23 protein-coding genes are annotated in these 24,265 nt (G+C 37.0%); 3 read left to right on the forward strand and 20 right to left on the reverse strand.

Translation table 11 applies throughout. From position 1 onward, the window contains the following. Positions 1 to 17: 17 nt before the first annotated feature. From AC3IS6_RS11065 to AC3IS6_RS11160, 20 genes are all read right to left on the reverse strand, one after another. Positions 18 to 2,543 (reverse strand): heavy metal translocating P-type ATPase, encoded by a 2,526-nt coding sequence (locus AC3IS6_RS11065; RefSeq protein ID WP_291286687.1) that lies wholly within the window; start codon positions 2,541 to 2,543, stop codon positions 18 to 20. Positions 2,544 to 2,723: 180 nt separating this feature from the next. Next, on the reverse strand, positions 2,724 to 3,263 hold the full coding sequence (locus tag AC3IS6_RS11070) for a DUF3347 domain-containing protein (protein WP_291286688.1): 540 nt from the start codon (positions 3,261 to 3,263) through the stop codon (positions 2,724 to 2,726). 18 nt (positions 3,264 to 3,281) lie between these two features. Next, positions 3,282 to 4,496, reverse strand: a complete 1,215-nt coding sequence (locus AC3IS6_RS11075; RefSeq protein ID WP_291286689.1) for an efflux RND transporter periplasmic adaptor subunit — start codon at positions 4,494 to 4,496, stop codon at positions 3,282 to 3,284. A 3-nt stretch (positions 4,497 to 4,499) separates the two neighbouring features. Further along, complete coding sequence (locus tag AC3IS6_RS11080) at positions 4,500 to 5,807, reverse strand: heavy metal-binding domain-containing protein (RefSeq protein ID WP_489164899.1); 1,308 nt, start codon at positions 5,805 to 5,807, stop codon at positions 4,500 to 4,502. A gap of 10 nt (positions 5,808 to 5,817) precedes the next feature. Next, positions 5,818 to 7,101: a TolC family protein gene (locus AC3IS6_RS11085; protein ID WP_489164900.1), complete on the reverse strand. Its 1,284-nt coding sequence runs from the start codon at positions 7,099 to 7,101 to the stop codon at positions 5,818 to 5,820. Beyond that, positions 7,052 to 8,986, reverse strand: a complete 1,935-nt coding sequence (locus AC3IS6_RS11090; RefSeq protein WP_291285321.1) for an efflux RND transporter permease subunit — start codon at positions 8,984 to 8,986, stop codon at positions 7,052 to 7,054. The genes AC3IS6_RS11085 and AC3IS6_RS11090 overlap by 50 nt, the downstream gene beginning before the upstream one ends. Then, positions 8,973 to 10,283 (reverse strand): efflux RND transporter permease subunit, encoded by a 1,311-nt coding sequence (locus tag AC3IS6_RS11095; protein WP_035650031.1) that lies wholly within the window; start codon positions 10,281 to 10,283, stop codon positions 8,973 to 8,975. The genes AC3IS6_RS11090 and AC3IS6_RS11095 overlap by 14 nt, the downstream gene beginning before the upstream one ends. Before the next feature lie 4 nt (positions 10,284 to 10,287). Beyond that, positions 10,288 to 10,758 (reverse strand): heme-binding domain-containing protein, encoded by a 471-nt coding sequence (locus AC3IS6_RS11100; protein WP_035650032.1) that lies wholly within the window; start codon positions 10,756 to 10,758, stop codon positions 10,288 to 10,290. A 1-nt stretch (position 10,759) separates the two neighbouring features. After that, positions 10,760 to 11,452 (reverse strand): DUF3347 domain-containing protein, encoded by a 693-nt coding sequence (locus AC3IS6_RS11105; protein WP_291285320.1) that lies wholly within the window; start codon positions 11,450 to 11,452, stop codon positions 10,760 to 10,762. 68 nt (positions 11,453 to 11,520) lie between these two features. Next, complete coding sequence (locus AC3IS6_RS11110; protein WP_291285319.1) at positions 11,521 to 11,985, reverse strand: YncE family protein; 465 nt, start codon at positions 11,983 to 11,985, stop codon at positions 11,521 to 11,523. A 101-nt stretch (positions 11,986 to 12,086) separates the two neighbouring features. Next, positions 12,087 to 12,941 (reverse strand): DUF3347 domain-containing protein, encoded by an 855-nt coding sequence (locus AC3IS6_RS11115; protein ID WP_291285318.1) that lies wholly within the window; start codon positions 12,939 to 12,941, stop codon positions 12,087 to 12,089. A gap of 150 nt (positions 12,942 to 13,091) precedes the next feature. After that, positions 13,092 to 13,460, reverse strand: coding sequence for a hypothetical protein (locus AC3IS6_RS11120; RefSeq protein ID WP_291285317.1), 369 nt, complete (start codon positions 13,458 to 13,460; stop codon positions 13,092 to 13,094). Between the two features lie 507 nt (positions 13,461 to 13,967). After that, positions 13,968 to 14,771 carry a PRTRC system ThiF family protein gene (locus AC3IS6_RS11125; protein ID WP_291285316.1) on the reverse strand — a complete coding sequence of 268 codons (804 nt, stop codon included), beginning with the start codon at positions 14,769 to 14,771 and terminating at the stop codon, positions 13,968 to 13,970. Further along, positions 14,768 to 15,484, reverse strand: a complete 717-nt coding sequence (locus AC3IS6_RS11130; RefSeq protein ID WP_291285315.1) for a PRTRC system protein B — start codon at positions 15,482 to 15,484, stop codon at positions 14,768 to 14,770. Before AC3IS6_RS11130 ends, AC3IS6_RS11125 begins: the two co-directional genes overlap by 4 nt. Further along, entirely contained in the window at positions 15,481 to 16,572 is a 1,092-nt protein-coding gene (locus AC3IS6_RS11135; RefSeq protein WP_291285314.1) for a hypothetical protein, read from the reverse strand. Before AC3IS6_RS11135 ends, AC3IS6_RS11130 begins: the two co-directional genes overlap by 4 nt. 56 nt (positions 16,573 to 16,628) lie before the next feature. Next, on the reverse strand, positions 16,629 to 16,847 hold the full coding sequence (locus AC3IS6_RS11140) for a PRTRC system protein C (RefSeq protein WP_291285313.1): 219 nt from the start codon (positions 16,845 to 16,847) through the stop codon (positions 16,629 to 16,631). Beyond that, positions 16,841 to 17,380 carry a prtrc system protein e gene (locus tag AC3IS6_RS11145; RefSeq protein ID WP_291285312.1) on the reverse strand — a complete coding sequence of 180 codons (540 nt, stop codon included), beginning with the start codon at positions 17,378 to 17,380 and terminating at the stop codon, positions 16,841 to 16,843. The genes AC3IS6_RS11140 and AC3IS6_RS11145 overlap by 7 nt, the downstream gene beginning before the upstream one ends. A gap of 4 nt (positions 17,381 to 17,384) precedes the next feature. Next, on the reverse strand, positions 17,385 to 17,591 hold the full coding sequence (locus AC3IS6_RS11150; RefSeq protein ID WP_083558606.1) for a hypothetical protein: 207 nt from the start codon (positions 17,589 to 17,591) through the stop codon (positions 17,385 to 17,387). A 47-nt stretch (positions 17,592 to 17,638) separates the two neighbouring features. Continuing rightward, entirely contained in the window at positions 17,639 to 18,700 is a 1,062-nt protein-coding gene (locus AC3IS6_RS11155) for a DUF932 domain-containing protein (protein WP_291285311.1), read from the reverse strand. Between the two features lie 31 nt (positions 18,701 to 18,731). After that, positions 18,732 to 19,118 carry a single-stranded DNA-binding protein gene (locus tag AC3IS6_RS11160; protein ID WP_291285310.1) on the reverse strand — a complete coding sequence of 129 codons (387 nt, stop codon included), beginning with the start codon at positions 19,116 to 19,118 and terminating at the stop codon, positions 18,732 to 18,734. 447 nt (positions 19,119 to 19,565) lie between these two features. Here AC3IS6_RS11160 and AC3IS6_RS11165 point away from each other — a divergent pair, with 447 nt between their 5' ends. Genes AC3IS6_RS11165 through AC3IS6_RS11175 form a run of 3 tightly spaced genes read left to right on the forward strand, consistent with a single transcriptional unit; the run spans position 19,566 to position 24,264 of the window. After that, positions 19,566 to 20,585, forward strand: coding sequence for a hypothetical protein (locus AC3IS6_RS11165; RefSeq protein ID WP_291285309.1), 1,020 nt, complete (start codon positions 19,566 to 19,568; stop codon positions 20,583 to 20,585). Between the two features lie 4 nt (positions 20,586 to 20,589). Continuing rightward, complete coding sequence (locus AC3IS6_RS11170; RefSeq protein ID WP_291285308.1) at positions 20,590 to 21,027, forward strand: hypothetical protein; 438 nt, start codon at positions 20,590 to 20,592, stop codon at positions 21,025 to 21,027. A gap of 3 nt (positions 21,028 to 21,030) precedes the next feature. Then, the gene (locus tag AC3IS6_RS11175) at positions 21,031 to 24,264 is read left to right on the forward strand and encodes an ATP-binding protein (protein ID WP_291285307.1); all 3,234 of its coding nucleotides are present in this window, start codon (positions 21,031 to 21,033) and stop codon (positions 24,262 to 24,264) included. Position 24,265: the final 1 nt, after the last annotated feature.

Here is a 24,265-nt window from a genome sequence, read left to right on the forward strand (position 1 = left end):
TAATAAATTATTATTCTTTAGAGTTTTAAGCTTCTCAATCGCAATGCATTGACAATAACAGATACCGAGCTAAAACTCATTGCCAGGGCAGCAATCATAGGAGAAAGTAATATTCCGAAAAACGGATATAAAACTCCCGCAGCAACTGGTACGCCTAAGACATTATAAATAAAAGCAAAGAATAGGTTTTGCTTGATGTTGCGCATTACAGCGTGGCTCAAATTTTTTGCTTTTACAATTCCTTGCAAATCTCCTTTTACCAAAGTAATCTTGGCACTTTCTATCGCAACATCTGTTCCTGTTCCCATCGCAATGCCAATGTCCGATTGTGCCAAAGCTGGCGCATCGTTTATACCATCTCCTGCCATAGCAACAACTTTTCCTTCAGCTTGTAATTTTTCTATTACTTTTAATTTGTCTTCTGGTAAACAACCTGCTTGGAAAGAGGTTAAATGCAAATCTTCGGCAACAGCTTTGGCAGTATTTGCATTATCTCCCGTCAGCATGATCACTTCAACTCCTTGACGCATTAATTCTTTTATAGCAGCAGCACTGGTTTCTTTTATAGCATCGGTTATCGTTACAAATCCCACTACGTTCTTATCTACAGCGATATAAGAAACTGTTTTTCCTAGTTTTTGTTCGGCAATAATTTTCTCTTCAATTGTGGCAGAAATAGATGCGCCTACTTGCTCCATTAATTTTTTATTCCCTAATGCGATCTTTTTATCAATAGCAGTTCCAATAACTCCTTTTCCTGCAATATTTTCAAAATCATCGACTTTCGTTAAAGAGACATTTTTAGCTTTTGCAAATTTCACCACGGCTTGTGCCAAAGGGTGTTCGCTATACTGATTTAAAGATGCAATGTATTGCAGCAGTTCATCTTCTGAATATTGTAATGCAACAATTTTTTCCACCGAAGGTTTCCCTTCTGTAATTGTTCCTGTTTTATCAGTAATCAGAACATTTACCTTATCCATTTTTTCTAAAGCTTCGGCATTTTTTATCAGAATTCCCGATTGAGCGCCTTTTCCAACTCCTACCATTACAGACATAGGGGTTGCCAGTCCTAAAGCACAAGGACAGGCAATAATTAGTACCGCAATGGCATTTATAAAACCATAGACCAATGCCGGTTCGGGACCAAATTTTGCCCAAATGAAAAAGGTAAGAATGGAAATTACAACAACAATTGGTACAAAATATTTAGCAATACTATCGGCTAATTTCTGAATTGGTGCTCTGGAACGACTTGCATTATTAACCATCTGTATAATTTGCGAAAGCAAGGTTTCCGAACCAACTTTTTCGGCAATCATTATAAATGATTTGTTTCCGTTTATAGTTCCTGAAGACACCATATCGCCTATTTTTTTATCTACAGGAATTGGTTCACCAGTAATCATCGATTCGTCTATTGTACTTTCACCATCGGTTATTTTCCCATCCACAGGAATTTTATCTCCGGGTTTTACCCGTAATAAATTACCTTTTTTTATATCATGGATTGAGATTACTTTATCACCGCCATCAATTACCAAAGTAGCTTCGGTAGGAGCCAATTTTAATAATTCTTTTATAGCACCACTGGTTTGACTGTGCGCTCTGGCTTCAAGCAATTGTCCTAATAAAACCAAAGTCAGAATAACAGTTGTGGCCTCGAAGTACAATAGTACTGTTCCGTGCTGGGTCTTAAATTCACTTGGAAAAATGTCTGGAAAAAACATTCCAACTAAACTAAATAAAAATGCCACTCCTGTACCAATTCCGATAAGGGTAAACATATTTAAATTCCATGTGATTATTGATTTCCATGCTCGTACAAAAAATACCCAGCAGGCATAAAAGACAACAGGAAGTGATAAAATAAGCTGTACCCAATTCCATTTAGCCGCATCCATTAGCCCGAGTAAAGGATTGTTGTGTGCCATTTCTATCATGGCAATGGCGAAAACAGGAACTGTAAATACAACCGCTATTTTCATTTTCTTAACCAAACCCTTATAAATCCTTTGTTCTTCGCTTTCGCTTGGTTCCATTGGTACTAGATCCATCCCGCAAATAGGACATGATCCTGGCGCATTGGTTATAATTTCCGGATGCATAGAGCATGTGTATTGCTGAACCTGAACAGCGGCTGGTTCTTGTACCAAATGCATTCCGCATACAGGACAATCTCCCGGTTTATCATACATTTTATCGCCTTCACAATGCATCGGGCAATAGTATTTTCCACCCGCATCATTATGAGGCGCAGCTAACTTTTTATGATCACGATCGTTAGCAGTACTACAGCATGGTTTCTCAGCTGTTTTTTCTTGCAAATGAGTTGTGTGTGTCATTTCAATGGTGTACTTTCCAACCGCAGCTAATGCCTCTTGGAGTTCTTCGGTCGCAATATGTTTTTCCATTGTAATGGTTGCCAATGGAGGATCTAAGGTGACATTTGCCTTTATTCCCTCCACAGCATTTAGTGTTTTTTCTACTTTCGTACGACATCCATCGCAAGTCATTCCCGATATTGTATAGGTATGTGTCATAAAGTTATTTTTTAAGGATTTGATGTGTTATTTGTTTAATATATAGAAAGTTACTGATTTTTTTTTGAAGCCAATCTGTATTTTAAACTTACTTCAAATGGCTAGTTTTTCATCAGCTGTTTCAACCGATTGTTTAACACTAAAAAATAATTGCAAACAGTCTTCAATCTTAGATTCTGATTATTTAATTGTTTCTTTCACCTCACCACACTTGAGCATTTTTTCTCCAAAGTAAGGGTTACGCACTTCTTTGGTAGAACTAATCCATACAGCTCCTTTATTGTCGAAAGCCATTGGACAATATTCCACGTATAGCTCAGCCTGAGCCATTCCTGCTTTTTTTAGCAAGCCCACCATTTCATTACTTAGATTAGAATAAGCAGCTCGCTGCTTTTCGATATTTGGAGCTGAAACGATTGCTGCTGCGCTTGCTGCAAGATTGCTGTTGTTGCTGATTTCTCGTGCTCCGGCCTCAATCGCATTGGCCGCCAGTTTTGCTTCTGCGACATTATCTTGGGTAAGGGCAACTGTTAAATGGGCATACTGGCTGTATATTGCGTTTAAAATATCGTCATTTATCTTCACTACGGATTCCTTTGGAATTACGATAGAAGTTTTATTTTTCTGCGGAATCTCTTTCTTTTTGTTTTCATTATTACCGCAGGCAATAAGTAAGAAAATTACTGATATTGGAATTCCTGTTTTGATTAATTTTTTCATTGTCTGTGTGATTGATTATTACATTTTCATTCCTGACATTGGGTTTTTGCCTTTTTTTAATATAAACTCACTGTACAAGAGATAGGCGCCAGATGCAACAACAATATCTCCTTTTTTTAAGCCAGTAGTAATTTCGACTTCATCGAAAGTTTCCGAACCAAGAGCCACCATTCTTGGCTGATATTTGCCTTTTTCAATTTCAATCCACACATGTGTACCGCTGCCGTCTCTTATTACAGCATCTACAGGTATCGTCAATTTCATTTTTTGTTCTGATGAAGGCAGTAAAACAATTGCCTGCTGACCTGCCTGCCATTGATTGTTCGGATTGGCAATAGCACCGCGCAGCTGTATTATCTGCTTGCTTGTTTGCAGGGCAGGATTTATAAAATCTACGGTCATTGTTTGGGGCTGATCTTCATAACCAGTGACTATAACTTTTACTTTTTGTCCCGGTTTAATTTTACCAGCATCTGCCGGATAGACATCGGCTTCGACCCATAAACGATTGTAATCTTCCAGTTTCATAATAGAGGCTCCTTCTGCTACATATTGGCCTTCCGTTATGGAAAGTTCCGCAACTATTCCTGAATTTGGTGCGTAATAAACAACATAAGGAGAAGCTTTTTGTTTTTTTAATAATTCATTAAGCTGTGCTTCAGATTGTCCATATAATAATAGTTTTTGTTTTGCAGCACTTTTTATTTGGCCAAAGCGTTTATCCTCAGTAAAGCTTGCGGCCTGTGCTGTGGCAAGAAGGTATTCCTGCTGCAGGGCTGAAAGCTGTTCTGAATATATTCTGTATAAAGGCTGACCTTTTCGAACGGGGACACCGGTTTCTTTTACATACAACTCTTCAATCCTTCCTGCCACGCGACTTGAGATGTAAATAGTTTGCTCAGGGTCAGTAACCAAACGTCCGTTGAGACGGGAAGAATTTGAAAATTCATTTTCCCCAGCAGTTATTGTAGTCAAATTGGCTAGTGCTTGCTGGCTTGGCCCCAAAGTTAGAAAGTCCTGTGCGTTGTTTTTTTCGAAGGGTACTAAATCCATTCCACAAATTGGGCATGAACCTGGACCGTCTTTTACAATTTGCGGATGCATGGGGCAGGTATATGTTTGAGTTTTTTCCTGGCTGGCTTTTTTTTCTTCTTTTTGGGTACATGCTGCAAATAGAAGTGGAAAAACCATAGCAATGAGCAAAATAGTACGAAGTATTGATTTATTGTTCATGGTTTAATTTTTTAATTTATGTTCTGAAGATATTTTGATAAAACTCTCACTATCTATCATATAGGCTGCATTGCTGGCAATATTCCAATCACTGATGTCTTGATCTATGAGCACCATGCCATCAGCATTGTTCTTCGTTTTAACTTCTCGGGGAACAAATACATCCTGTTCTTTTTTGAAAACGATGGATTTATTTCCTAGATTGAGAACGGCACTTTGCGGTAGCCACCAGCCTTTACTGACAATAGGAATAATTGCAGTCACCAATTTTCCTGTCTGAAATTTATTATCCTGCAAATAAATTCGCGCTATGGTAAAATTGCTTCCCTCTTTAAAGACGGGCTGAATGAGTCCTATATTACCAGTATACACGGTTTGCTTATCTGAGGGTTCATAAAACACCAATTTTTGCCCTTTTTTAATCTGTGGTGATACCGATGGATCAAAAGCAAATTCAGCAATAAGGTTTTTGTTGGTATAGATTGTAAAAAGTGTTTGTCCTGCTCCAATATACTGTCCTTCTCTTAGCATAATAGCAGAGGCAGCAGGGGTAGATGCACTACTATTTGATGCTGTATTGCCGCTTGAGCCCATAGCGCCCATACCATCATCTGACGCTGCGCTTTGAGGAGAAGCCGCTGGAGCTGATGCAGACACGTTTGCTACTGCAGTGTTGTCCAAGATGTATCCGGAGGCATTACTGTAAACAGGGATGCGATAGGAAATTTTACCTGTTTTTAATACCTGTTGGATTTGTTTCTGCTGCATGCCTAACAGAGACAGCCTTTCTTTTGCTTTTTGAAGCATTGGATTGTTTGGGTCAGATTGATAAATAAATAACAATTCTCTTTGCGCGGCAGCCAGATCAGGTGAATAGATTTCCATGATTAGCTGTCCTTTTTTTACGGGCTGATAATTGTACTTAATCAGCAGACGCTCAATCCTGCCGCTTACCCTGCTGGAAATACTGGTCTGGTCACGGGTGTCGTAGGTAATAATTCCTTGTACCTCCATGGAGAATATTTTAGTACCTGCGTCAGGTTTTATGACAGATATATTAGAAACGACCTGTTCGTTGACTGGTTTTAAAAGGTGTTTTAAACTGCTGTCTATAGCTGTTTCCGTACCAGATGTGTGTCTTGGAACCAATTCCATACCGCATATAGGGCAGCTGCCGGGCTTATCCTGGATAACTTCGGGATGCATTGGACAGGTATATTCCTGATTTGTACTATGCTGATGTGCTGGCTTATTGTTATGCTCGGTTTTCTTGTTACAGGCTGTCAATACTAGTATCGAAACGAATAACAATCCGACTAACTTAGCGATAGAGTTCTTTTTCATAATCGACAATCATTTGATATAGTTTTAATTTTTCATCTAATAAGTTATTCTGCAGCATATTTAAAGCTTCCCAGGAATCAATTACTACAGGAATCTGAAGTTTGTTTTCCTGATAGTTCAGAAAGTTTACATCCAAGGACTTTTGCATAGAAGGGATTATTTTGGTTTCGAGTCCCTGAATCCTTTTTTGCATGGTCAGTATTTCATATTGCATTCCATATAACATACCTTGGGTTTCCTGCAGCATGGCGGATTTCTCTTTCTCCATTGCCTGTACATTATATTGCATTGCTTTGACATCTGATTTATACATTTTTGAGGACCACGGAGCAATAGGAATAGACATCATTGCCATTACCGAATAGGCTTTGGGCATCATTTTATCAAAAGAATTCATATGGTCAAACTGGATTTTAAAAGAAGGATTTTTCTCTGCTTTCATCGCTTGAATACTGAGCTGCATCGATTCAATTCCCGCATCCATCTTTTTAATATCTCCTCGCACAGCTGCAAGACTTGTGGTGTCGTGCAAAGCCGGGTTGAAGACAGGGATAATACTTGTGTCGATTGAAAAATCAGCATTGCCGGGCTGGTTCATCAAGCTGTTGAGCCATGCTCTTGCTTTTGCGATTTCACCTTCCTGCATGCGGATCATATTTTTGTTTTCTTCAATCCTTGCATCAATCTTGTATACATTACCCAACTGCGACTGGTTGTAAGGATAGCGTACTTCCTCAATCTTTTTCATGGTCAGCATTATCTTTTCGTTCTGATCCAAAACTTTCATTCGCTGTTCGGCTACCATCCAGCTGTAGTAGAGCTGCTTGGCCTGAGCTTTATAGTCGTTAAGTGTAACGGTCCGCGTAGCGTTCTCAATGTTTCCTTGGGACTGGATAAATTTTTTCTTCTTGTTTAGCTTTCCTATATTAGGGATGTCTTGTTCAATTCTGAACATTAAAGATCCCTTGTCGCGGTCATCCATAACTTCCTGAAAAGGATAGGGGGTCATAAAGGTTCCCACACCCACCATTGGTGCCATCCATGCCGTTGCGGCATCGGCACTATATTTATATCCTTCTGCCTTTAGGCTATAGCTTTGCAGGAGCACGTTTTTTTTATCAATCCTTTGAAGGATTGTATCAAGAGACAAGACCTGTTTGGTCTGGCTCAATAGCTGTAATGGCAGTAAAAGCAATAGTACTGCCAGTATTTTAATGTTTGACATCATGTACTTCGAGTTTACCATATTTTCGTAATTCATATTCTTTAGACATTAGGAAAATAAGCGGGGTTACTAATAAGATATGTACGGCAGAAGTAAATACGCCGCCAATCATAGGCAAGACAATTGGTTTCATTACATCCATACCAACACCATTGGACCAAAGGACAGGCACTAATCCAAATAATGAGACGCAAACGGTCATTAGTTTTGGGCGCAATCGTTTTGCGGCGCCGTGCACCACATACTCCCTAAGGTCCTCTTTAGTTATTGTTTCTCTTGAATTCCCTTTGGCCTTGATAAGCTGTTCCATGGCATCATTGAGATAAATAACCATTACTATTCCGGTTTCCACTGCAATTCCAAACAGGGCAATAAATCCAACTGCTACGGCCACTGATAGATTGACATCCCAGAAAAAGATTATATAGGCACCGCCAATCAAAGCAAAAGGCACTGTTATAAGGCTTAAGAAGGCTTCTCTGAGGGAGTTAAAAGCAAAATAGAGGGAGAAGAAAATAATAAGCAATACTATCGGTGCAATGATCTTAAGGGTCTTTTCTCCGCTGATCAGGTTCTCATATTGTCCGCTCCATTCTATAAAGTACCCTTCGGGAAGTATATTTTTGGCACTTTCTAATTTTTTCATGGCTTCCTGCACAGTTCCCCCCATATCACGGTCGCGTATATTGAACATGACTGCTCCACGAAGAAGCGCATTTTCTGAACTGATCATTGGAGGGCCGTCTACGAATTTAATATCAGCAACAGAAGACAGGGGCACTTCTCCAAAGGTTGGGGATTGCAAGGGAATGCGTTTAATGCGTTCGACACTATTTCTATAGTCCTGAGCCATACGCACACTTATTGAAAAACGTCTTCGTCCTTCAACCGTATTACCAATGGACGCCCCTCCTAAAGCAAATTCCACGGTTTGATTTACATCATCTACAGTTAGTCCATATCGTGCCAGTTCTGCACGATTGACATCAACATCCAGATATTTGCCGCCAGTAATGGGATCTACAAATAAGTCGGACACTCCGGGTGTTCCTTCTAAAGCCATTTTCACTCTTTCCGATACACGTGCAATGGTATCCAGGTTCTGCCCGTAAACTTTAATACCCACATCGGTACGAATTCCTGTAGCGAGCATATTAATACGATTGATAATAGGCTGTGTCCATCCATTTACTACACCAGGTATCTGCAGTTTGGTATCAAGTTCCTTAATAATGTCTTTTTTATTTATTCCTTCACGCCATTGTGATTTTGGTTTAAGCATTATAATGGTCTCAATCATGCTCATTGGGGAATTATCAGTAGCAGTATTGGCTCTTCCGGCTTTACCCAAAACACTTTCTACTTCAGGAACTGATTTTATTATTTTATCCTGTACCTGTAAAATGCGTTTGATTTCTCCATTGGATACATCAGGCAGGGTAACAGGCATAAATAAAATGCTCTGCTCATCCAGTGGAGGCATGAACTCCGTTCCGAGCCGCATCAATAATGGAATAGAAATCAATAACGCCAAAATATTAACTGTAAGGGTTGTTTTTCTCCATTTCAGAACCCAGCGTATGATTGGCTCATAACCCCTTTCTAAAAAACGATTTACCGGATGTGAATCGGTTGGACGGAATTTCCCTTTCATAAAAAAAGAAATCAGTACCGGAGCTAATGTAAGTACCAATAGGGCGTCCACAATCATTATGAATGTTTTTGTATAGGCCAAAGGATGGAATAGTTTTCCTTCCTGTCCGGTAAGCATAAACACAGGCAAGAAAGAAGTAATTATAATTACAGTGGCAAAGAATACGCCACGAGAAACCTGCTTGCTGCTTTTCTCAATTATTTTGAGTCTTTCCTCTTCGGATATCCACTGTGGTTTTTTGCGAAATATATTTTTAATTCTTTTCATCAGAGTTTGTTTCATTTTTTTGTTCAGATTCCCATTGTGCATACCGTTGCGAGAGATGCTGGTAGGCGTTTTCACTCATAATAATACCGTTGTCAACTATTACTCCAATGGCAAGTGCTATACCGGTAAGGGACATAATATTGGAGGATATGTCAAAGGCATTGAGCAGTATGAAACTTGCTGCAATGGTAATTGGTATCTGGATGATAATACTCAGTGCACTGCGCCAGTGAAAAAGAAAAATAATAACGATAAGCGACACTACAAGCATTTCTTCAATTAAGGTACGCTTAACCGAATCAATAGATTCTTTAATCAGATGTCCCCGGTCATATACAATATTGAATTTTACCCCTTTTGGGAGCCCTTTAGCAACTTCCTTCATCTTTTCTTTCACATTATCAATTACAGCATCTGCGTTTTCACCATAACGCATCACTACTATACCTCCAACGACTTCGCCTGTGCCATTATGATCAAAGATTCCCAATCGGGTTTCCCCGCTCATCTGGACAGTTCCTATATCGCTGACTTTTATAGGAATTCCATTTTGGTTTTTCAGCGGAATATCCTCAATCTCTTTGATGGATTTCAGATAACCGGATGTCTTAATGATATAACCAATATCACTCATGTCGAATTTTCTTCCGCCGCTTTCATTATTATTGGCACGTACAGCACTTATAACCTCCGGGACAGACAGCTTATAATATAGCAGTTTGTTTGGATCAATGGTAACCTGGTATTCTTTTTGAAATCCTCCAAAAGAAGCAATTTCACTTACTCCGGGAACATTTTGCAAAGCAAACTTGACGTACCAGTCCTGTAGGGCTCTTTGTTCGCCAAGGTCAACACCGGGTGCCTCCAAAGTATACCAGAGTATATGCCCAACCCCAGTTCCATCGGGTCCTAATTGCGGGGCAACTCCTTTGGGCAAGGTGCTGCTAATAGTACTGAGCCTTTCCAGTACTCTTGATCTTGCCCAGTATACATCAACATCATCTTCAAAAATGACATAAATAAAACTCATACCAAACATGGAAGCAGCTCTTACATATTTAATTTTGGGCAATCCCTGAAGGTTGGTAACCAAGGGATAGGTGATCTGGTCTTCAACGAGCTGTGGAGCACGTCCCATCCATTCTGTAAAAACGATTACCTGATTTTCAGATAAATCGGGAATAGCATCAATAGGATTTTTTTGAATAGAGATGATACCCCATACAAATATTCCTGCTGATAATAGTAAAACGATATAACGGTTGCGCAGCGACCATTCTATTAATTTGTGTACCATAGATTTAATTTATTTGTGCAAGACTATCGCTTACTTTTTCAATCCAATTGAGCAGTTGTTCTTTCTGAACAGTATTCAGCACTGCATTTTTATGGATCAGCGTATAGGAAGCCAAAGGCATTTCGTTAGCTTTTATCTGCTTGGCAATTCGGTCTAATTTATTTTCCTGTTTTCGTTTGGAATAACTTCCCCATTGGCTAAAATTCAAATTTTCTTTACCCTTAGTAATATGCCCCTCCATGAAAGTACGTGCCGGCTGTATGTAGGAGTACCATGGATATTGCGTGTTGCTGCTGTGACAATCATAACAGGAAGTCTGAAGAATCGTTTGTACATTTTTGGGAATGGGATAGACTCTCGAAATGTGAATTGGTAAAACCTGCCCGTAATCGGAATTTCGGGCAGGCTGATACAATTGCATCAGTAGAAAAATAATTAACCCAATAAAAAGAATCTTTCTGATGAATCGTTTCATTTTACAATTGTTTTTTCATTGAGCCGCAGGTTAGCATTTTAGAACCATAGTAAGGATTTTTTATCTCTTTTGTTTCACTGATCCAGATAGCCCCTTTCCCTGCATCATACATAGGGCAGAAGTCCTGATACAATTTTTGTTCTGACTTGAAAGATTTTATCAAATCATTCATGTCTTTACTGAGCATGGCGAAATGCTCTCTTTGGTGCTCAATATTTCCACCATTAGCTCCAATATGTTGGGCGTGTTCTTTGGCATCATCAGCTATATCAAGATATTCTGTCTTTAATTTCGCATCGATTGAATTGGGATTTACACTATTAAAAATTGTGTATAATGTATTTGCGGCATTTGCGGCACCTTTTGTATCATCTTTGGTTAATGCATTTTTTAGAGACAGGTAATTATTAACGATTTCGTTAATAGAAAATGTTGCCTGAGCAGCCTGGGTTGTTTTTGCTTCTGCGTTTTTTTCAGTAGTTTCCTTTACTGGCTCGGTTAATTCCATTCCGCATTTGGAACATTTGTCTCCTTTTTTTCCTGTAACTTCAGGATGCATGGAACAGGCATACAATTGTGAATCATTCTGAGCGGTCCCAGAAGCAGCTTCAGGCGTTGTAGTTTCTTTGTTTTTTGAATTACAGGCTATAAGTACAATTGCCATTACAAGGGTTGAGAAAATTATTTTTTTCATTTTTTTAGTTTTTGATCTCTTATAAATGTTGTTTTGTCCAACATTCTTTTATTTGAGTGTTATACGAATTATTCTTTTTTTGATTGTGCAAATTCAATCTCCTGTTGGCATTTTGAATACCTTTTTAAGCTAAAAATGTAAATCCTAACTTTTCCATTCATGTCCATTTGAGGCACCCAAATTTCTAAACCATTTGGACTGTAGATCGTGTTATGGTTCATCATTGGCAGGTTAATATTTTTTACAGTTGTCCCATGGACGGCATCAATTACTAGGAGTTTACCTGTCATTCCTTCCATGCCGACAGTATGACCGGCAGAGAAGTCCATTCCGGGCACGCCAATGGTCACATGATTAGAATGTAAAGAAATGTGGTAAGGCCACATGATCATATCAGTTCCGGTCCCCATAAGGCTGACGGTCTCTGTAACTTTATTGGTTGCCAATTTGATTACTGAAATTGTGCCGTCCTGGGCATTGACCACATATGCGGCAGGATAGTTTATGTTCAATTTTGGATCGGACATATTCATATCATCTGATTTACTGCAAGAAGACAGCCATAGGGTTCCTAAGATTAATGCTCCAAGGATTGAAGTACCTGTAATTATATTTTTAATTTTATGATTTGGGATTATTTGATTGTTTCTATAGTTGATCCACAGCTTAGCATCTGGGAACCGTAATACGGATTCTTGATACCGCTTTCTTTGCTGAGCCAATTCGCATCAACCATTGGGCAATGGTTATAATAAACCGGTTGTGGCGGATTGGTAGTTTTTATAAGATCGTAAGTGTTTTTAGATAAGCTTTTAAAGGATTCTCTTTGTTTCTTAATATCTTGGGTTTCAGAAATGTTCTTTGCATCCATAGCTAAACTTTTCATTAAATTCATCCATGCAGTATGTTCTTTAGATTTTAGGTTTTCCATTTTAATGGCATTGATTGCAGTAAGAAGCTCTTTAGATTTGATTGCAGTAGTCTTGGCATCTGTTTTCACCAAAGCATCTTTTACCTCAAAGTAGTTGTCGAAAATTATTTTAAATGGACTCTCTTGTTCTGCATCTGGAAGAACTGCGGTTGTATGCTGGGAATGATCCATTTTCTCCATATCCATTTTTGATTCTTTCATTGGGACAGCCATCTTATTTGTTCTTTCGTATTGGCAGCATTTTGGAAGTTTTGCATATGCATCGGCAGGAGATAAGAATTGCTCACTGTCATATCCCGCTAAGGCAATTCGTTTTAGAATCTCATCCTGATTTGTTTTCTTCTGGTCGTAGGTAATGGCCGCAATTTTGGTATTCTCATCCCAGTTTACCGAAGCGATATTTTCGATGTTTCCTGCTTTTTCAATAGCAGTTTTGCACATTAGACAATTACCATAAATTTTTGTGTTTACGGTTTTGGCATTTTTTATAGGTGCGCCATACACTATGACTGATAGCAATATTGTAATTGCCATCAATCCTTTTTGAATTGATTTCATTTTAAAATGTATTAGAAGTGAATGTAGCCTTATGAGAAATAATTGTATATACGAGGTGTATAGACTATTATTCTCTAAAGCGAAAAATTAAAATAATGAAAAGCAAATGCCTTCCTTTTTTGACACACGTATGGCTGTCAAAAAAGGGTTTTAGCTTATTTTAGGTATAAGCCAGATAGAAGAGAAACCAGTTAAAATTGCGGTTTCTGAATTGTAGAATTTTTGTTTTTCAGAAAAAAAACTCAAGGTAATGTTTTTGAATTCAAGCTGGTTTACAAACGTAATTCCTCCGTTGCAAATTGAAGCACACCCGCACATTGAATGCCCACATTTTCCGCCACATCCATCATGATTTTTCTCACCTGAATGATTCGTTTTAGAACAGCAATCATCTTTATCAGATTGCGAAGTCTCTTTTGTACAAGAATGATTTACCACAATTTTTTCACAGGCAAAAGTGTCTGTTGGCATTAGGAATAAGCCAAGTAAAACAAGTACTATGATGTGAAATCGATTCATGTGAAAAAATAATAGAAACAAACTTACTTATATTTTTTCGGTTTTTTCAAAAAAAAATGTTAAAACCATTTATACAATAAAAAGGTTGCCTAAAAAGCAAAATCAATTACTTTAAATTTCTTTTACTACGGTCTTAGTTTATAATCTATGGTGACGATTTAATAATTAGCTATTTGCCAATTAATATATAATAATGTTTCTCATTTTACTATGAATGTTAAAATAAGGAGAATGGTTTATAGGGGATTTAGATGTCATTTCATATAAAATTAATTTAACGATTTATCAGGGTTAGAAACATTACCATGATGGCTGTCAGTATATTAATTATTCTAGTAAAAATTAAAAATTAGTAGTTTAGGGTACTTATTGCATTTTGAAAATAAAACACTAAACACACAAACATCATTAGCTATATTGCGATTGTGTAATGAGCAATATAGCTAATGATGTTGTTCCGTTTTAAAGCGCCCCGCAATTGCCCGACCAATTGCGGGGCGGCGGGCATTAGCCTACCGCTATAGGTTCTAACCTAAAAGTGCCAAGATTCAGAAAAAATCCTCTTTGGGCAGTCATGCCTTCACGAAATAATTTCCATAGTAGTGATGCCCCCATACAGGCAAGTGTCGCATTAATAAATAAATCCTGTTTTTCGAGTGCCTCGGCAAGGGAACAGCTCGGCTCATTGTTATCTGTCTGCGCCATTAGTAATTCCTTAAATTCATCGGTTAGCATCGGAAGACTGGGTACAGTCCTGTATAGTTTGGAATCAGGCTGTTTGATTTCGCTGATTGTTGAGAGTATCGCCTGACCTGTATTTTGGGCGTTGCCGAGGTCGAGCCAATAAAGGGATTTGTTGCGTTCAAAATCATTATTTCCATTACAGTTCTTTAAGAAATCTGCTATATCAAAACGTGCCGATACGGTATCGACACAACTAATGTAAATATTTGCTCTGCCACGATTGGGCAGGGACTTCAGATTAGCTGTTGAAAATTGCTCTGTTACGGCTTTCCAATTCGTTCCAAAAAAGCGATTAATACGATTTATAAGTGCTACTGCTTTGGGAAGCCCAACCTCAGCATCTGCAAAAAGCTGTCGTCCCTGATTGGCATTAGTGACTACATCATCATCGAACAAATTAACCTGTAGTCCAGGATGTCCCAAGGCTATAAGGCTGTGGTTCATTCTTGCGAGTTCAGTGAGCATCCTGCTTCCTGTTCCTCCTGCGCCAATAAGATTTACCGTTATGGGATTGGCTGGGTTTATCAGGTAATTGTGTGAGTAATGCATGGCGCTTTGTGTATTCATGATAGTAATTTTTTAAGTGTTAAACCATTTTTGATTAGGGATTTTATGGGAAACGGTTTACCGCTACCCACCAATTTCTGCCAAAGCTGTATGATGTTTCCTTTTACAGGACTTGTATTTCCAATCAGATGACTGAAATAGCTTTTAAAGAAATACTGCTCCCAAGATTGCATGAAATCTTGTAAATGACAATCTGCTTTTATATCAACTTTCACTGTACCCATGCATACCCTTCCATCATTATATAAATTAAAAAAGGGTGCATGATACAGTGCTGTCTGTTCGTTTATTATTTTATCTGCAACCATTGCATAGATATACAGGGTGTTTTTGGAGGCTTTCCATAACAAGGGCGGTACAAATGCTTCTGCGTTTGGGATTGCTAAACCCTCCACAAAAAACAAACTGACTTTTTGGGCAGGGGTGTACCAAATAGCATAACCATCATGCTCGGGATTCAAATGCAGTACATTTTTTGGAAGCAGTCCTGATGGTTTTAGAAATTTACGTGTGAGTTCTTCTGAAGTATCAAGGGCACTGGCAAGCTGTGTGCTTTCTTTAAGGCTTAAGGGATGGGCGTTTATGGGACAGCCATTTTTATCCATATCATAGGCTTCCACATAAATGGATTTTTCAGCGGAGTTTTTCTGATAGACCACAAAGGCTTTTACAGGATTGTACAATGTTCCGAATGCGGAGGTTATATCTTTCATGGCATATTATTTAAAAGGGTGCATAAATCATTTAAAAGAGGAAACAGCCTGCACTCGAAATCGAGCGCTTTATGGGTTAACTCGTTTTGGGCATCATAGATTTGCAGAAGCGTCGGCTCTTCTATTTCGGAGCATTCGTTCAATTCATCATTGATTACCCGTGCAATATTCTCATAGAGTTGCCCATCAGTCTCTGCTATAAAGGAAATGTACTGTTCTGCCCTGATAATTCCTTCCTCGCTTTCAAACACCTCATTGGAGGTATTTTGAAAAATAGTGTTCGCAGGATATTCAAGCATTAATGTCAATGCCTGTTTGGCAACGTTTAGACAATCCTTTTCGAAACTGTTATTGAATTTATAACTGCCTATACGTTTTTCAAAGACACTCAGATGATAGGGATTGTACATTTTACGGTGCATAACATCCCCATAGTATGAAGCCGTGTTTAATTCTGAAATCATGCTGTTTCCATCTTCGGACTCTTCATCTTCCAACTCATCAATGATCCATTCTTCCATACATTCATAGTGATAAAACAGACAACTGATGTCTTCCCTGTAATACGGAATCCCTGCAATATGGTACAGATAAGCAAAAACAGAGAGCAGTAATTCTGCAGTTTTTTTCTGTTTCCTGTTTTGTAATAGTCGGTACAAAGGCAGTACAGGAATATAGTACAGCGTATTGCACGTGTTATAAATATGCTTGGTTGCTAATTTTACGCTACTATTTTGTTCCTGCATAATTGACAATTCAATATCACGCCCCAAACTGTTGAGCTGTTTCTGAATGTCTTCGTGTGCCAATAAGATATTATATGGATAGGGTTTGTCTTTTGTGCCCATAACCCGAAAACCATACAGCCCAGACAGGAGAGCAAGTGAGGCGAAAAAATTCTTTTCCACCTGAAATTGGTCGGGTACTTTTTTGCCCATTTCGAATAAGGGCAGAAAGGAATGCCTTAGAAAACCATCGGTAAAAGGCCGAGCGGAACCGAACTGTTTGGGTTCTTTTTTACTTCCTGCGCATCGGGAAGCCTGTTTGTGTTTTCTGTGAATTCCCCTAACTGTCTGTATAGTCTGCATAGCTTTTTATTTTTAGGCAGTTTGATACTGCCTGTTATTGTTTGTGTTTTCATGGTTTATCCTTTTGTGCCAATCTGAGCTACAAATTTGTACTGCACGGCATCATCATTTATAACAGGTCCCTCTATGGATGCCGTAGTTAAAATCGGATAGGTCTGCGCATAAAAATTGAGTACCGCTTCGGGGCTGAAGGATGTTGATGGGTCAGCGAGTTTAATCTCCTGCTCTTTATCCCTGAAGATAAAGATGCGCTCTAAGGTGGTGGCTGTTAACATGGCTGTTCGGTTTTGAGGTCATTGAAAAGGTCTATGGGGAACTTATCGGAAAGCTCTGCTTTTCGGGCATGAATAATGTCCTTATATTCAGGATACAGGTCAGCGGGAGGGACTTTCATCCATGCTTCTTTAAATTTACCTGCCGTTTGGAGTTCGTCTGCTTTTTTCATGGCTGATTCGTATTGTTTCTGCAATTCGGATTTCTCCTTATCTCTTTTCAGAATGTTGTCTTTTTCCATCTGTGAATTCACTTTTGCCTGTTCCTTTTCTTTGAGGAACTGTTCCATATTGGCAAAAAGCTTTGCGGTATCTTTTACAGGCTCTGTAATCGCCTGAAAAAATCCGTTGTCGAGTTCCTCCGCCGTGCCTTTTAGCAAAATAGGCGGTACTTTTTTGCGGGCATCATCGCCAACGGTATCATTAAAAAACAATACCGATACGATTAGTTTGTCTGCTTCTTCTTTGACTATGTTTATTTTCCAGTTCCCTGCTACCTGCAAGGCGAGGATTGATTTAAAAAAATTGGTTTCCATTGCTTTACTGTTTAGTTTGTTTTACCTCTAAATCACTAATTGCTACTAACTTTTCGTACAGGTCTTGCCAATAGGCTTGCCGTTTTTTATCAAAGTTTTCAAAGAGTTTGTCTTCATGGGCAAAATTCCTGAAGTAGTCTGCCTGTTTTATTGCCTCTGCTAAATTTAGAACTTCAATATTCTCTCCATTTCTATCTTCTATTTGTATCATGATTTCAGGGTTTAAAAGGACAGGCAGATTATGCCTGTCCCGATTAGCTAATTCAGAATCAAGGCGTCCGAGCCTTTATTTGCAAAATCCACGCAGAGGTTAAAAGCAGACTGTGTGCGAATCTGTCCTGTACCCCCCATCAAAAGCGAAGTTAATTTAGCCTCTTCATCTTTGTAATTTCTAACATTCTGAAAATATCCTGTGATTGCATTGTAAGCCCCAAAAACAGTCCCTTTGGTGGTGTCCATCAGTTGTGTAGGGTTGCTCATGGCATATTCAAATGCGCTATCGACTATATTGGTAAAACAAGTAGATAATTCGTCTTCCCTGCCATTTTGTATAGTTTTGAGCACTTCTTTACTCGGAACAAGGGCGGACTGTATTAGTTTTTTCACTTCATTGTCCGTTATTCGGATTTTTGTCCAATGGTTAAAAATGGATTCCATTTGCGAAGACAGCATATCTGATATACCCATTACTTTGTGTGCCTGTTCCAAACGCTGTTTGGCATTTGAGGTATGGCGAATACGCACGGTATTGGTCTTATTGTTCATAGCGGCATTCAGGGTATTGTTGCATACGATACGTATAGGGGTGAATGCTGCGGTTATGCTTCCGCTTCCGTCATGGGAAGTGGTCAGGAAAAGATATTTTTCAATCAAATCATCGTTACCAACCCTGATATAATCGGGCAGTTTTGCCGTTATAAAGATGCGTTCCCCTTTTCCGAGTGCCCCTGCGGTTTCGTATAGGATACCGTCACCACCTACGATGCTGTCAAAAAAAGAAAAGGCATCCCTGTTTTGTACAATTTGGTAATCTTTGCCTACCACACCGAGTACAGCATCATTATCGGTTCGCACCGTACTGTAGTAATTCGGGACTTCTATTTTATTGTGAATGATTTCATTATCCAAAATAATGTCGGCAGAACTGGCTGTAAATAACTTCCGTTTTTCTATTTCATAATCCAAACCTGCGTGCTGAATTGCCTGTGCGCTTGTGGGGTAATCGGTAATAATCTGCCCCAAATTGTGCCATGCTTTTTGCTTAGTGCTGAAAAAACTGTGTTTTCCTGTGTGCTCGTTGTAATTTATATTGTGTGCCATGATATTAATATTTTAAGTGATTGTGATAGAATTAAAAAGGTACGTCCTGTGCTTTTTTCGATTTCTTTTCCTTTACTGCTGAATTGGCCTGGGCAGTATCTTCTTTTTTGGGAAAAACCAAAATTTTAATATTATTGGTGTGAAAAGTCAGCGTGCCTACTGCTTCGCCTTCGCTGTTATTGTAAACATTCATGCCAATACGCCCAAAGAGCTGTACAAGTGTCCCTTTTTTAAGCCACTGTGCTGTAGCAGTATTTAACCAATAAGAGCAATTGATATAGGTTGTTACTTCCTTTACTTCGGTACTGCCTTTAGGTTTGTAATTGTCATTGATGGCAATACTGAAATTGACCACTTGTTTGTCATTGTTCACTTTTTGAACTACTGCATCTGCTGTTAATCGTCCTGTGATTTCCATAATTTTAAAATTTAAAGATTACTACTGTTTTAGTTTCTCTCTAATCCTGCTCCCTCAAAAATTGTTTTCAAAACGAAAAAACGGGAAAAAAGAAAGCAAGATGTAAGTGGCTTAAGGATGGGTAAGTGCTATAAGTCCCGAAGGGTGGCAAGGGAAGCGCCGCCATTATGCGCACGGGGCATGCTTAAGTCACTATCTTAGCTGCCCTTTTAGTCCGTTTAGAGTGAAAATCTACTATAACTCAATAAAGAACTAAGGCATAACTATACAAACTAAATTAGGTAGTGAAGTTCTAACTGCAGAAAGACAAAAAACATTCTATTTATCTATTCAGAATATTGAAGGAGATAATATTTAGAATTCTTGTGAATTAAAACGTTATTGTTTAAACGATGAAAAAATGTAATCTAAATATTGTTATATTTGTTAGTAAACGAAAATATAAAGATGAATAAATTGGATTTTTCAAAAATTGGATTTGATTATGGATTGAGGCCTCACTTAATGTTAGTTAGCGATCCTGAATTCTCAATTTTATTTAAAGCAGCAAAATGTATCGGTTTAAGTTATGAGTTTTCAAAGGGTGAAAAGGATTTAACCAAGCCAGAATCACTTTCATTTATGTTTGAAAATGAAAAACCCGCAGAAGACTTTTTTAATATATTATTAAACTGGATTGATAAATCAAATGGAGATGGAGATGCTGTAGCTTTGGATTTTATTGAAACAAATGAAGGTGGTTATGCACTGGGAATTTCCCCTGATATGAAAAGATTTATTGATCGTATGGTTCCAAAGAGCCATAAAGAGAAAGTTTCCCCGATTGCTATAATTTGTACTCAATTCAAGGAAATTCCAACTTTAAGTAAAAACTACCTTGCTTTTAAAAATAATATAAAAAGTATAGACCAATTTTCTATCGGATATGTTATTGTCGAGAAAGAAAAAATCATCAAAAAAGGTGAAAAACATTTTATTAAATCAGAGTTTAGCTTTTTTGAAGAAAATAGTATTCCTGAAGACCATATTATAGTCTCATATCGTGCAGTAAAAAAACAATCTGATTTTGTACAAAAGTCTACGATAAAACGTCCAAAACTACCAGTAAAAGAAATTGGGGAACGAAGACTTTTAGAAATGAAGTCATACCTTCCATTAACTTTAAATAGATTACAAAATAAATGGCTGGAAAGCATTATAGAAAAATTACAGAAAGAATATGAAAATGATCAAATAGTTCAGGCTATTTGTAACCTGACAATATTTGAAAGACTAAGGCAAAATCCTGATCTTACTTCTAATTTTACAGGTCAAGGATGTCTAAATAATATTTTAGATTACCTTTTATTTACGTTTGAATCATTTGACAGTTATTATCCTGATGATGATTTTTATACGGAAGATAAAATTATGCAACAAATCCAAAATGATAAAAACGAACTAGAACAATATTTTAATAAACCTTAAAACTATGCTTACAATTTTTTCTGCCGTGAGTGCTTTTGTATTGGCTTATAAGGCTGATATCGCCACTAAAGTTATAGCCAGTGCTACCTATGATGTTTTAAAAAACACAATTGATTTTTCGTCCTTAAAAGAAAGAATTAGGAAATTCTTTAAAAATGACACGGAGGTTGATACCTATTTAGAAACCATATGCAGCCAAGAATCAATAAATACTTCAAAACCAGAAAGAGACATTGAAGATGTATTTGAATCAGTAACAGGGGAAAAATATAATGACGAAATGTTTACAGAGATTAAAGGATGGATTAAAGAAAATGAATCTGTCCTAACACAGGTGTCCACAATGGAATTTAGTAATACCAACGGCTTTAATATTGGAGTTCAGAAAGCCAAAAAAAATATTATAAATATCTCTGGAGATTATAAACCCAACCAGAAATAATTTATGAAAATTGATATACCCTCACAGAGCGCCCATACTATATATAATGTAGCGGGAGGCTTGCATATAAATAATTCTCCTGAAATGCTTGAACTTCTCAATAAGCAAAAACAGGAGAAGCTTCAGGAATTATACTCCACACCTTATTTTGAAGCATTGTCCGAGGGACTATCAAAAAAAAAACTTATTGAAAGAAAAGACAAAGTTTCAAAAATTCAAGATGTTTTAGAAAAACATAATCAATTGATCTTTTACGGAGAGCCCGGTATGGGAAAGACAACCATATTGTATCAGTTTGCAAACGACCTTGAAAAGGTTATCTATATTTCTGTTAAAGATAAATCTCCTATAAGTATCTTTTCGTATTTGATAAACAAAATTCGCCAGCTAAACGGCGAAGACTTGCTTGAAGTGGTTGATGTTGATCAAGCCGTTGAATGGCTTCAAAGTAGTCTACAAAAAACGAGCGCTACGATAATCATTGATGATTGTGAGCAGCTGCCGGATACCGTAGCGAAAATTATACCTCTGGAAAAATTCAATAATCAATTTTTGTATGCAACCCGAAACAAAATTTTTTTTTCACAAGCGGGTGTAGTAACTTATGAGTGCGAAGCTTTTACCGATTCGGAAATAAAAACTTTTTTGAACTCTCATGGTAAGATAGTTGGTGCTTTAGAATTCAATAAAATTCGAAAAGCATCGAAAGGTAATCCTTTATATCTCTTCTATTTAACTAATTTTGAAGTCATTTCATTGCCTAAAAGTTTAATAGCTTTTCAAGAAGCAATTTGGAGCAAATTAAATACATCTGAGCAAGAAATCTTAATACTAATTTCAGCTCCTCATTTTAGTATAAATACTATTCAATTATCAGAAGTTCTTTCGTTTGCATCACCGTTGGAGTTTTCTAAAGTAATTGAAAATTTATCTACATTGGTCAATAGTGTAACTGGCTTATTGCATATTTTTCATCCTACCTTTAAAGAGTTTGTTTTAGATAAGATAAAAGATAAAGGACTACTTGAACATTATTTGATAAAACTTGGGGATTACTTTTTATCCAAGAATGAAATAATACAAGCAACTTATCTCTTAATTGACATAGCTCCCGAAAAAGTGGATAAATATTTATTTGATGTTTTTCCAAGATTACTAGATTGGGGAGAACTTCCTTTTGCTGTAAAAGTTATAAAAAGAACTCTTAGTAAGGTTAAGAAAAATATTGAGAAAGGATATTTATACTATCATTTAAGCCATGCAAATCATCTACTTGGAAATAAGGAAGAATCACGTTCGGAATTAGATCATTCAATTTTTTATCTTGAAAAAGTAAAAAATAAAAAAATGCTAGCAGCTGCATTGATATTTAAAGCAGCGGATTTAGTAGAACAGGGATGTATTTCTGAAGCAACTGAAATGGCTGATAAAATTTTTTCTGATCTGAAAGAAGAAAATAAAGAAGTAAAAGCACCATTACTAGTTACTCTGGCCAAAATTTATGTAGATATGTCAGAAACAACGAAGGCTGCAATGGTTAGTAAGGAAGCTTTTGGAATTTTCGAAGAGCTTGGAGACAGAAGAGGAATGATAAGCAGTTTAGCTAATTTAGTTTCAAGTCTTGCTCATGATGATCTGTATCATAATGATGCAGAAAAATATGGTTTACAATTATTGGAAATTATAAAAGGTGACGATACTGAATTCTCTATTGAAGTAATTGTTTTAAATGCACTAACGTCAATTTATCGAAAAAAGAAGAAATTTGAGAAAGCAAAAATACATTGCAAAAAAGCAATAGAACTTTATCAAAGATATGAGATGAAGGACAGGGCAATTTTGAATTTAATTAATTTTGGTAATATCTTAAGGGATGAGAAAAATATTGAAGGAGCCAAGGCGATTTATAACGAGGCATTAGTTTATACTGTTCAGTATAACATCAAAAAAGATGAAGGCCGGGTTTATTGGATTTTGGCTAGTGTTGAAGCAGCGGATGGAAATTTAGAAATTGGTCTTGAATATGCTGAAAAATCTTTTACCGCATGTTCCGTAGTAAATTATTATTACGGTATCGCTAATGCATTAAATGAAAAGGCAGAAATATTAGAATTACTTGGAGAAAATACAAAAGCAGCTCAGGCGTACGAAGATTGTGCTAATTATTATGCTAAAATTAAACAATACAACCAAAATTATAGAAGCAATACAGCTAAAGCTATAAATCTGTATAAATCTGCCGGAGCAAAAAAAGAAGCCAATATTTTGACTACAAAATTAATCGAAAATGCATTTGTTGATGAAGATTTTGATGGTATTGAAGAGGTAATCAGCAATGATCCCTCAGATGAGTCTGTTGTAGAGAATTTTAGAATTTTATTTCAAAAGTATTTTTCTCATTCAGATAATCATAATAATATAATTCAGCAATTTTTATCTTTTGTTGAATTTTGTAAAAAGCAGAATAAAGAAAAGGGCAAGTTGCTTTTTAAAGAATTTCTAAATATCATTATTTATAGCGGTTTTAAAGCTAAATATTCATATAGTATCCTAGGATTAGCAATAGAACAATCTGAAGATCTATTATCAGATGAAGATTTAAATTTTATTTTCTCTCTACTTGAGAATTGTTTGCCTTTTTTATCATGCAGAACTATCGATGAGGAATTTCAAATATTGGTAAGTATAGCTGGTAAAATTAATTTGGAAATTAAAGTAATTGCGGATGAACTTATTTGCAAAAAGCTTGCTTTATCTTTATTAATGCTACTTCATGAAAAACCAGATCTAATTGTTAATGAAGATACTATGGAAGAAAAAAGATGTGGAATCTTTTTTTTAATGCATAACCCAGAAATGGAAAAGATCTTAAAAAATGAAATTCCAGCAAAAAGTAAAATTTTTACAGAACATTCACAGTCTGTTCATATGGGAAAAGCAGATTATTCTATACTTGAAATGATAATAATAAGTCCTGAATTTGAAACACATTGTAATCTATCAAAGAATCCTGATGGTAAGGGGTCAATGTATTTTTATGTAAATACCGTTATAGGCATAAAAGAACATTTTTATCATAGTAAAATTAGAGATGATACGAATAAACGTAAACCTATTGTTCACACAATTGCAGGTCTTCTTGGTTATACTGATTTAGAATATAAAAACCATAAGGTTGATAATTTTTCTCTTGATTTAAGTAAAGTTTCGGGATTAGCTACATTACAAAAAAAATAAA

This window comes from Flavobacterium sp. KH_035 (genome assembly GCF_057839565.1).